7 protein-coding genes are annotated in these 11,810 nt (G+C 57.6%); 6 read left to right on the top strand and 1 reads right to left on the bottom strand.

What is annotated here, in order from left to right:
• From AC4FAH_RS10405 to AC4FAH_RS10385, 5 genes are all read left to right on the top strand, one after another.
• Positions 1 to 215, top strand: a 215-nt coding sequence (locus tag AC4FAH_RS10405) for a hypothetical protein (RefSeq protein WP_490245988.1), incomplete at its 5' end; no start/stop codon positions are given.
• Between the two features lie 431 nt (positions 216 to 646).
• Positions 647 to 1,639: a site-specific integrase gene (locus AC4FAH_RS10400; RefSeq protein ID WP_286989443.1), complete on the top strand. Its 993-nt coding sequence runs from the start codon at positions 647 to 649 to the stop codon at positions 1,637 to 1,639.
• Between the two features lie 115 nt (positions 1,640 to 1,754).
• Positions 1,755 to 2,564 carry a hypothetical protein gene (locus AC4FAH_RS10395; RefSeq protein ID WP_339927007.1) on the top strand — a complete coding sequence of 270 codons (810 nt, stop codon included), beginning with the start codon at positions 1,755 to 1,757 and terminating at the stop codon, positions 2,562 to 2,564.
• Positions 2,561 to 5,011, top strand: a complete 2,451-nt coding sequence (locus AC4FAH_RS10390) for a hypothetical protein (RefSeq protein WP_490245987.1) — start codon at positions 2,561 to 2,563, stop codon at positions 5,009 to 5,011. Before AC4FAH_RS10395 ends, AC4FAH_RS10390 begins: the two co-directional genes overlap by 4 nt.
• A gap of 107 nt (positions 5,012 to 5,118) precedes the next feature.
• Complete coding sequence (locus AC4FAH_RS10385; protein ID WP_213115092.1) at positions 5,119 to 7,707, top strand: site-specific integrase; 2,589 nt, start codon at positions 5,119 to 5,121, stop codon at positions 7,705 to 7,707.
• A gap of 82 nt (positions 7,708 to 7,789) precedes the next feature.
• Here AC4FAH_RS10385 and AC4FAH_RS10380 read toward each other — a convergent pair whose 3' ends face one another.
• The gene (locus tag AC4FAH_RS10380; RefSeq protein ID WP_286989437.1) at positions 7,790 to 11,296 is read right to left on the bottom strand and encodes a DEAD/DEAH box helicase; all 3,507 of its coding nucleotides are present in this window, start codon (positions 11,294 to 11,296) and stop codon (positions 7,790 to 7,792) included.
• A gap of 270 nt (positions 11,297 to 11,566) precedes the next feature.
• Between AC4FAH_RS10380 and AC4FAH_RS10375 the strand changes: the two genes are divergently transcribed.
• Positions 11,567 to 11,810: GntR family transcriptional regulator (locus AC4FAH_RS10375; RefSeq protein ID WP_490245986.1), on the top strand; the 244-nt coding region annotated here is incomplete at its 3' end.

Genomic DNA, 11,810 nt, shown 5'->3' with positions numbered 1-11,810 from the left:
GCAGCGATTTTCTTGTTCACGACATTCCCTCGTGTCTTGTTGTACTTGTTGTCCCGACTGAGGTACTGCAATCGATGTGCCAGCCCGTGATCAATCGCCCCGTTATTGAGACATCATCCTTGTATCGCGCTTGTGGAGAGATGCGCGCGCACCTCAAGCGCACCGAAACAGAGCAACAAAATCTCCTTCATGCTAAAAGCGCACCAATATGGTGAGCTTTTTATAAAATCCTTATATAAGCCTCTGTTTCACAGTGCTTCTTAGACTGGTTTTATTGTTGCGTACTGGTGCATATCGAATTCGACAGACTTTCCGTCCACATGATGTCTCTGCGAAATCAACCCCTTTTTAACAGCCCTTCCCCTCTCTATGAGGACAGCGACTTCTGACATACAGACTGCAGGAGTGCGGCCGTCAGGCCGTTGCAGATCGCCTTCCCTGAAGCACGAAGCCCGATAGCGTAGGTGGGACTTGCGAACAACAGCGCAAGTCACAGGCGTCACAGCGTCGACGCCCCACACTACTGATCAACCGAGGTGCTTCATGACCATCCCATTGCCATACCGGTATTCATCCAGGCGTGAAAACGCCCCGTGCTGGATAACACCCTCTGACTTCGATGGATTGACACCATCAGGAGGTGAGCATGTCGCTTGAAAAGGAACCGGGACGCTTACCGAGCGAAGTCACGCCATGGCTCGGGAAAGAGCAGAGCCATGAGCTGACAGGCAACATGCAATTGTCACGCGCCGCGAGACGGCTACTGGCTGACAGCATGGCAAAGAACACCATCCTGGCATTTCGATCAGATATCCGGGGCTTCTTGAAAGCCGGCTACTCACTCCCCGCCACTTCCCATCAGGTCGCCAACTATCTGGCGGAGATGCATGCCAAAGGACGCAAGCCTGCCACGATTTCTCGTCACGCCAGCTCGCTGGGTACCTGGCATGTCTATATGCAGTTGCCCTCGCCCACGCTGAGCCTGGAAGTGAAAGGGGTATTGAAGGGGATTCATCGCAAGAGTGATGGACGACAGCGCCAGGCCCCCGCTTTGCGGCTCCATCATTTGCAACAGCTGTTGCAAGCTCTGGACCTCGATGCTCCCCGAGATCTACGTGATGCCAGCATGTTCTGCCTGTGCTTCTACGGGGCGTTTCGCGCAAGTGAGGTCGTCGCGCTCTACCGAGAGGATATCGAATGGCGTGATGCCGGTATCGTGATCACGTTGCGCCACAGCAAAACCAATCAAAGCGGACGGATCGAACAGAAGACGCTCCCCCGCAATCCAGCCGGCGGGCGTTGCTGCCCAGTGACGTTACTGGAGGCTTGGCTTGCCTGGAGTGGCATTCGTCGAGGTGCGCTGTATCGTTCCATCGATCAGGCAGATCGAGTGGGGGCCGGCAGAATGCACCCCGTCACGTTCGGCAATCTACTCAAGAAGGCGTTACAGCGCGCCAACCTCAGTGCAGAAAAGTTCACCACCCACAGCTTTCGTGCCGGCTTCATTACCGAAGCGCATCTTCGTGGGAAAAGCGATCAACAGATAAAGCGCATCAGCGGGCATCGTGATCAGAAAACCTTCGAACGCTACATTCGACTGGCGGATGACATGCATGACCCGGGCAATGACCTCTTCTGATAGCTCAGCCCATATAGGACGCTGCCAAGGATGGCAGCACTTTCCAAGGCACCAACGAGGTGATATTTATCCTACTATAAGGATTAGATAATTAATAAGACGCAAGGGACAGCTCATGACCGATACCTACACGCCCCTGCCCGAGGCTGACTTTTCCATCCCGGGCAAGATACGAAATCTTTCACGACGCTCTCTTGGCGATCTCATCTACCTTCAGCCTCCTCGCAAAGGCAAGGCCCCTTCACACAAGGGGCTGCTGCTCAGCCACCTCCCCATCGTGCTTGTCGGAGCCCAGGGCCACACCGAACTGCTCACCCATGGCATGCTCCTGCGACAACTCATAGGATCATCTCTCGAGAACTTTCGTTCCCTCAAGGTGTTTGAGGTGGAGCGTGAATCTCTCACCCACGAGGAGCTGGAGGTGTTGCGCTATTTGTCAGAGGTACTGCCCCAAGAGCTTTTCAATACCACACACGTGATGGAAGCCCGTACATTCATCAAGCAGCTCAATGAAAAACCTGGGCTGGAAGAGAAGTTGGCCCGTATCGTGTTCGGGTTATCGAAACCCACCCTGGATATCAAGAGTCTCATGATCCTGACCCAGGGCCGCTGGGCGAAGAGCACGCTGCAACGTGCCCACAGTCCCAAAGGCCAGCAGAGTCTCGACGACGATCGCGGAGCCTCAGAGCCACTCTCCCTCGAGACAAGCAAGGACAACGAGGCACAAAAAGCGGCGCCAACATCAGTGCCCCTCACTCCCCAGGCACCCAAGCCGACTCCACCCACTCGGTGGCAAGCAGCATCAGGCCCCGCTAAAGACACTACGCGGCCAGCCCCACCACGCACCCGACAGTCGCATGTACTCAAAACGACAGGCGATCTGTTTGGCAACCCGTGGGATGAGTCGGAGAGCCCATCGTCATGATGCTTGATATTCCCGAAAGCAAGACATGGCTCCCCGAAACCATCCTTCATCAGTGGGAAGAACAATTAGATGACGTGGTATTGTCGGCTGCGGAGGAAACGCGCTTATGGCCGTTTCTTCACTGTAATCTTCCCCCATGTAGTCAGGCGGATCTCTGGATATCCGCTCATATTCAGGCAGCGGATGACAATGATCCTGAATTGCTCGACCTCATCAACAAACTCCTGAGGAGACTCCCTCTTGCGCCGGGACCATTACAGGCGATTCGTCAGAGCCACCCACTGCATAGTCAGCTGACCTTTCCCGATAAATTCGCCCCCTCCATGGTGCGAACCAATATCGCCAAAGAGGCAATACAGCTCGCGCGCCATGACACGACCTCAACAAACGCTTTCGAACTCTTGCCAGGCTATGGCGAGCCATCCCCCATCGAGCACAATCGCCGATTGATTCGTCTTGCCTTGCGCGACATGGCCGGCTACCACTCGGGGCCTTCTGTCGATTGCAATCTCTATTATCAACATTTATCGACCCTACATATCGCATTGAAGTACATGCTGCCACTTTGGCAGCACCCGATTGCGTGGCATCGTTCTGCCAATCTCTCGTTACTCAGCGCCTGTAAACATATCCCGTGGCTGAAAAACGGCAACCCCAGGCTGTATGACCAATTGCAGCTGGCCCAGGAACTGCTCTCTGGTTACCTGCCCATCGGGACTCGTCGCGCGCCCTACGCGAAGCGGCTCCCGCAACGCTCCGTCTTTTTTCAAGACTCATTCAAGCGCGACTTTTCATCGGTTGCCTCCAGCCCTGAACTACCTGAGACACTCGGTACCGCACGACTCTCGGACGACAACGAGGACGTTGATACCAGTCTCGAACCAGACAAGATCTCGCAGCCACAAGAAGAAGTGGAAGCGCCCTTCCATCACAAGGGAGACACCCTGTTGACACCGGAAGATTGCAGGGTGATCGCGCGCAAACGTCAGCAAACCTCTATCGCACAGAGTCTGGGAAGTCTGTCGAATTTCGCCACCACTCAAGGGCAGATCCGAAGAATACTGACATTACCTTTACCGCCTGATGCCAGACTGCTGGTGCAACTTGTGCTCGCAACAGGTATTGCCCCCGAACGTCTCAGTCAGCTCCGTGTGACGGGTGTCGAGCAGGAGACACTGCTCTGCACTGCGACGATGTCGCGGAATCGATCACTGCAGTGGGTCCCCGAAAGCAACACACTCTACGTTCCTGTCATTCATGCACCGTCAAAAAGCCCATCCCTGCCTCTGCGCCTACCGGACGCCCTCGCGATACCCCTCAATCAATTGAGCGAAGCGACAACTCAGCCTCTGACCAAGAGCCTGGCGGTGCTCAACCGCCAGCTCAGGCAACACATGGCAACGCACACAGGCACGACTCCCACGGCCCAGCGCGTGGCCAGAGCCGCACGTCATCACCTTCTCGGCATGGCGAATACCGATATCGAAGCGGAGTGGCTTCACGGGGAGCTCAGCCTGAAAACAGCAGCGCCTGCCGCTTACCGCAAGACGTCCCTACGTGAACTGCAGCGTCTCATGAACACGTCTCTGGCCTGGTGGGGGATCGCGACACCGATGAACACGACACTGCCGCCCAGGAATGCACACGCCATCACGACCTTGGGCTCGAGCATGACACTTTCGCTCCACACTGCCAGGGAGGCACTGAAGGGCTTGCATGATCTGGTCCAAAAGGGTCTTTCCGACTTTCCCATTGCTGTCCGTGGCCGACCCCCTTCACCTGAGGACTGCTCGGCCTTGATCGAGCTCAACAGTGCGCTTTGCTGCTACGTACTCATGGGAGTCCAGCTGACGGCAGGACTTCGTCCACCAGGTGCCACTACGCAAATGTCTCGGCGTGGACGCCTGCTGTGGGTCGCTGACAAGGATTCAGGTCTCTACAGAGAAAGCCGGGTCATCCCGTTGCCTCTCCCGGTTTGCCAGAATCTCGATACCCTGCAGGCATGGCAGGCCTCCTGGCGGCAGCACTGGCCACGAAATGGCGGGACCTGGTTGTCATGGCCTGAAGACGAACAGGCACTGGCCATGTGGTGGTCAAGACGCCAGGCCAGCCTCAACCTGACCGCAAAGCCTTGCCAGCAGACCCACATCCGAGGCTGGATCAGCACACATCATCAAGCGCCATCACTGACAGTCGCGTCACGCAGTGCACTCGCTACCCTGCTGGCACTTCCCGATAACGCGCCACGTCATTTCGTCGCCCAGATACTCGATGGGCGAATGCAAGCGAACACGCTGGATATGCTGCTGGGCCATGTCAAACGCGGCCAGCAGCGCCATGCCCCCTATGCCAGCAACATCTGCCTACCGCCGGAGATGCAACGCCTCTTGGGGGAGTTGTCCGATGAGTTGCGAATCAAGGTGATACCTCTCAAGGATTTGCCATGAGTAGAGATGGGAAGTTTTACCTTGCACCTGCAAGGGAGACGTCAGGAATCCGATCACTGGCCAAGCTCGACCCTGACTTGCACCTAAAGCTCATGAGCACCCACCACATGCAAGAGCTATGGTCGCGCTGGGAGGAACGCCGACTTGATCGAGTCAAAGGCACGCAACGCCAGCAAAGCCTGCACCTGCTGTACTGGATCGAGCGTCACGCCAAGCGCCAACCGGCCAACGATATGCCGGCAGAGGCCGGAAGCATGATGCTGTACCTCAACCATACGCAAGCCAAGGCAATGGTCACGGAACTGATTCGATGGAGAAAGGTGCATCATCGCCGGCCGATAAGGCCCCGTGAAGCTTACCGCGTCATCGGCCGCTTTCTGGAGGAAGTCAACCAAAGCCCGGGAGTCGTGGCGATGCTGCCACAGTGGCCCACACAGGCCCGGCGCAAAAGCGTGCTACCAATGGAGGCCAAAGCTCTGGACCGCGCGACCAGGGTCTTGCCGATCATCCGCGCGCTACGTCAACCCGGGACTGGCTTTCCGCTGTTGCGCGCTGCCGTAGAGCTCGGTGTGCGTGCAGGGTTAGGCCAACAGGTGATTCTGGTCACATTGGCCTGCCTGACGCGTCGTCACTTCGAGAGCGATCGCAACGCCCCCAATGAGTGGGTCTGGATCCCCGCTCACGCGGCACCGTCGACGGTCATGTCGCCTCACATGACGGCCTACCGTCTGCCATTGGAGTCGACACTGACGACTGCGCTCAAGACATTGAGAGCCAGAAAACCCACCACAGCCAAGGACGAGTGGTTATTGGCCGAGAGACCAGAAGACCAGTCCCTCTCGATTCCCGAACGGATTCGCATCGTCAAGGGTCGCATGAGACAGGAGCTGGCCTCCCTGATCACCACACTGCCCATGACAACCGAGGAACGCCGAAGGCTTAAGCTGACCACCTTGCTGAGCGCATTGCCTCATGCGGCAGTCCTGGGGGGATTGCCCGGCTACTGGGTCAGCCAGTTCAGTCGCTATCCGATTCCCTACAGCAGCGCGCATGGGCTTTATGAGCCCCACTCCTACTTCGCTCGGCTCGAGGCTCCACCGGTCAGCACGGTCATGGCTATTGATTCCGGCTACCATCAGCAGGAACCCATGGCGGATGACGACTCGGTGAGCGCCATGGATCTTTTCGCGACCAAGGCATCAGAAACGAACGCTACCCCCCACTCAACCGTATTGACACAACCTCCGGGGCAGCGCTTGATGACCCAGGATTCCTGGCAGATAGACTGGCTTCCGTCGGCGAGACGCATCCTCAAGCAATGGATCGGGGTCATTTCCTCTGATCATCTTCGCAAGACAAGTGACGAAAGGGTCAAGAAGCGTCTGGAGGCGCTGCTGCTCGAGACAAGCAGACGCCTCACAAGACTCATGGGCATCCGCCATAGCTACCCGGTCATGGTGCTCTATTGGCTGCATGATCTGCGCGTGACTCGCATGCTGCGCGTCAGTTCGCTGCACACCTATCTTTCTCGCAGCTTGCCGATGGCGATGGCGGACTACACCTTGTCGATCGACATTCAGGAGTGGGACAACGACAGTGCCCAGGAAATGTGCTGGTGCGTGCCACGCGATATGGGGTGGTCAGCCAGCACGACACACAGCTTTCTTGGCAATATGGGGCAGCTCATCCGCTTCATGCACAGCATGGGAGTATTGCTGGACGTGGAGCCACCGATATCAGGCAATCACAAGACCCCCAGCGCCAAACGAATTCATTTCGCCACCCTGAGACAGATGGAAAAGGTACGTACTCATCTTCTCGCAGTACCCGATGCAACACCTGATGCCACCATGCAGTGGCTCAGCATCGCGCTGGGCTTCCACGGGGGGATGCGCGCCAGCGAGGTCTGCGCCCTGACGCTACGGGACATTCGCATCGAATGTCCTCAGGGCACCTTTTCGCTCGAGCAGTGGTTGGAGGACCACTGCCCGGCCGAGCCCACAAAGGCGCTACCTGATACGGGATTCTCACCTCCCTCACCACATGAGAGAGATACCCTGCACGTGAAGTTGCGTGAACTTCTGAAGTCATTGCCGGAGATTGAGTGTCGCGTTTATATTCACGCCGGAAAGACGCCTTCAGCGCGGCGCGTACTTCCCCTGCACCTTCTGACATTCTTCGGCGATATTGAAATGTTGGCAGCATGGTGGGTATATCGACGGCGATGCTTCCCCTCGACAGCCCTCTCTGATATCGCGCTGTTCGGCCCGAGCGAGAGTTGTCAGGCATTCAATCATGCCGGCCTGATCGCTCCGGCAATCGACACTATGCGAAGTGTGCTGGGGAGTGCCATCGATTTTCACTCGTTGCGCCATGCAGCGGTCAGTTGGTGGCTGATTCGTCTTGAGGCGGCGCAGAACCGTGACATACTCGACGACTTGCAGGAGCACGGCTCCTGGGGACTGCAAAAAGCGCCCCTGAAACGCTTTCTGAAGGGGGTTCGAGGCTATGCCGGACAGGACAGTCAGGATCGCGGCATGTTGTTGTATCAACTTGCCGTCTGGATCGGCCACCGCACCCCGGAACAGACATTGACGCACTATGCCCATAGTCTGGAATACCTGCACCGGCAGGCCATGCGGCGCGCCAGTGAGTACACCCGGGCGATCACACCCTGGGTAGCCCCAGTAACATGAGGTGCCATGGCCTGACTCAACGCCTCTCCCCCCAATAGGCAACCGCCTTGCCATGCCCCAACGGGGGGGGGCCATATCGGGATCACACCGGAGCAAACAACAAGGCCAGATCCTCCTCATCAAACAGGGGCCCCTCCTCCTGACGCCCGCTTCCCCCTTCCAGTACTGATGCGGCAAGATCCGCCTTGCGAGACTGCAGCTCCAGGATGCGTTCCTCAACAGTTCCTGCACAAACCAGCTTGTAGACAAACACCGGATTCGTCTGGCCCATTCGATGAGCACGCCCGGTGGCTTGGGCCTCTACGGCAGGATTCCACCAGGGGTCGTAGTGGATGACCGTATCTGCCGTCGTGAGATTGAGCCCAGTCCCCCCTGCCTTGAGGCTGATCAGGAATACGGGTACCTCGCCACGCTGAAATTGCGCCACACGCTCGGTTCGCACTGCCCCGGGCGTCTGCCCTGTGAGAGTCAAGTGAGAAATCCCCTCCCGCTCCAGTGCTCCCCCGATCAATTCAAGCATTTCCGTAAATTGCGAGAAGATGAGGATACGCCGACCGTCCTCGACCAATGATGGCAACAGTTCACGTAGCGCCTCCAGTTTGGCTGAGCGCTGAACCGTCGCCGCACTTTGATGTTTGACAAGCCGTGGGTCACAGCACACCTGGCGTAATTTCAACAGCGCATCCAGCATCACGATGCCGGAGGCTGCCAGCCCGCGTGTCTCGATCGCCTCCTTGACCCGTTGATGCTGTGTCAGTCGAAGACTCTCATAAAGCTCTCGCTGTGCACCGGTCAGCGTGACGTCTCGCTGAGTCTCCGTCTTGTCCGGCAATTCATTGAGGACTTGCTGTTTGGTACGCCGGAGGATGAGTGGCGAGATACGACGAGAAAGTCGCTGACTCACAGCGTCGTCAGCATGTTTCTCGATAGGGGTACGAAAATGCCGACCAAACCACTGCTGGCTTCCCAAGGCGCCTGGTGCAGCAACATCCAATTGCGCCCATAACTCACCCAGGTGGTTTTCCAATGGCGTTCCGGTCATCGCGATCATGCGATCTGCATTGAGCCTGCGTACGGTACGCGCGGTCTGACTGGCAGCATTCTTGATGGCTTGGGCCTCATCCAGTACCACGATACCGAAGTGCTGCTCGCACAGATGCTCAATATCTCGCACCAGGAGGGGGTATGTCGTGATGACGAGATCCACATTGGCGACAACAGTATCGATCTGCTCACGACGGCTGGCCTTGGCTCCCTGAAGCGCCAGCACGCTCAGTGTCGGCGCAAATCGAGCCGCTTCGGCGCACCAGTTACCGACGAGACTTGTCGGGGCCACCACCATGACAGGCCCGCGCAGCTCCCCTCGCGAACGCTCATCGAGCACGTGTGCAAGGATCTGGATGGTTTTTCCAAGCCCCATGTCATCGGCCAGAATACCGCCAGTACTCAACTCCGAGAGGAATCGCAACCAGGCTAGTCCTCGCGCCTGATAATCGCGCAATTCACCCTGGAAACCGTCAGGGGCTGGCAATTTATCAGGAAGCTCACGCAATCGTTGGGCAAGGGCCACGGCATCCTCTCGCCCCACCCAGCGCTCATGATCTGCCAAGGGGGCCAGCTGATCGATGGAGGTCAATGGCACACGAAGTGCGCTTGTGGGTGCCTCGCTATCGTGAAGCCAGTCCATCAAGGGAGCCAACCAGGCACGTAGCTTGGCAAGTGGAAGCACCAGCCGACGGTTATCCGGCAGGTGTACTACCCAGCTTGCCCCCGCTTCCTCATCCTCCTCCGGCGTCAACGGAAAGTCTTCGCGCTGAATGAGTTGACGCAGAATGGGGAGCAGATTGAAGGATTCATTCTCCACCTCAACGCCCAACGCAAGATCGAACCAGCCGTTCTCGGCGGACTCGAGCGCTCCATACCAGTTGTCTGGCGATAGATATTCGGGCTCTTGCGGGAAGTCGTCACTGAACTCGACCACACATCCCGCCTGACGTAATTGCAGGATCATGTCCCACCATTCCTCAGGAGCAGAAAGACAGGTCCTCCATTCCGCCGCATTTTCTGGCACCTGCCTATCTATCGGCAGCAGCAAGCTCCACGAGGGCAACTCCAACCCATCCGGTACATCGTGGTGCGCGGCGAGTTCTTCCAACGTGACCATGCCTGGCGGAATGGCGCGAATCAGCGCGATTTCCGCCTGTTGATCACGTGGTATCGTCAAACGCTGCCCATCGCGCAGCCCCTGGGCCACCTCTCCCTCCTCTGGGGGTATCTCGATACCGGCATAGCTCAGGCTCACGACACCAGCGCCCAACCGAATAGGAGTTTCATTCCAGACATGGCGGCGCGTTGGCAGACGTGCCTGTGCGACACACATGGTGATCTTCAGCTTGGGTTTCACATCCTCGAGCGTTGTTTCCACGAGGGTTCTCGGAGAGGGGACTTGGGCTGCCAGCCCCGAGACATTCTGGAGGCGAGAGGTCAACCACTCGCTCACTTCCGGCGGTAACGCGGGAACGTGCTGGAGTTGGCGCCAAAGCTCAACATCCCCCTCCAGAGGGCCAAACTGCTTATTTTGAGGGTCAAGATAACAAAGCGACTTGCCGACACTGGCTACGATAGCCGCGGGAGACAAGATATCTTCAGGTATCGTGGACATCTGCAGCCGCTGCACACCCTGCTCATCCATCTGCCAGGTCGGGGCGATACGGCAGGTCGGCCCAATACCAAGCTGTGGGCCCGTCTGCTTCTGATGGAAAAGCAAGGGGGAGGCATCGCTTGCCAGCAGGGACCAGAGCGCTTTCGCCTGGAATGCCTTGTTCAACGTCAAACCTTTGGATTGCCCAGGAAAGTACCATTGCGAATCTTTGCTGCCATGCAATAACTGCTCGATGGCCTCCTCCTGCGCCGGCTGCCATCCCATTGCAGGAACAGGTGACAACTCCCCCACGTGAGAGACTTCAACTTTCACTGGCGAGACCCATCGATCAAGCTGCGTCTTGCTCTTGGAGGGCCTCAACCACACCGGCTGCACCGTCAGCGCGGGAAGCCCCCTGTGGCCGGACTGCACATCAAGGAACAACCCGAGACGGTGGTTGGCACCTACTTGGACGGCTGACGGCACCGCCGGGGCTTGACTGTGATGTTGCAGCCAGATTGTCCACTCACGTTTCGCCGCCTGAAGTGACGGCGCTTGCTCCACTTCGTCGGGCTCAAGCGTGTCAGGAACCTCCAGGGCTTTCCCCAAAGGGCCGCTACTCAGGAAGGTATCGATCAATGCGACTGCGTGCTTGCAGGTACTGCCCACCGGACAACTACAAGCTGTTCGCATCTGGTGCCGAGTACCCACAGGAGCCAACATGATCATCGTGCGATAAGGGGTGCCCAGACTGCCCGCGACATCGCCAGAAAGCGTCAAACCACCCTTCTCATCCAACTCTACCTGCCACTGCTCATCCACTCGCTGCTGGCGCGCGTAACGCAGACCACGCTCCAAGGTGCCTGCATCAAACTCATCACGCCATCCATGCTGAAGGAGTGCGATATTCAAGGCGAACGATGCATTACTCAAACCAGTGGCTGCCACAGCGGCACTCTCCATAGAAATATGACGATATTGGAGCAAATTACGGGACTGCTAGTAAACCAGACGGATTCGCCGCCATAGGGCAGGCCTAACAAGCCTCATGGACCGAAGCAAACCTCTATGCAAAGGGGCTTGCTCCGATAGCCAGAGAAGTGAGCGAACACCATGAGAATTAAGGTATCAGTCGCGATGCCACCTGAGACTCTCTGGTATAGCGCCGTCCCCCACTTCGGTATCCTTGCCCTTCCACAGCCCACCAGGATAGCTCCCATGAAGCGTTATGAACGCTTTGCTGCCGAGATCTCAAACCTGATTCGTACCGGTATTCTCGCCCCAGGTGAGCGCGTGCCGTCAGTGCGTCAGGCCAGCAAGGCGCATGGCATCAGTCCCTCTACCGTCTTCCAAGCGTATTACCTGCTGGAGAATCAGGGATTGATCAGTGCGCGGCCGCGCTCGGGATATTTCGTGCGTGACAATGCCTCGCGGATACTCGATGAGCCGCATGTCGCCCTGC

It is taken from the genome of Cobetia sp. (genome assembly GCF_983723665.1).
The sequence above is the reverse complement of the archived record's forward strand: the minus strand, read 5'-3'. Positions and strand labels throughout refer to the sequence as shown.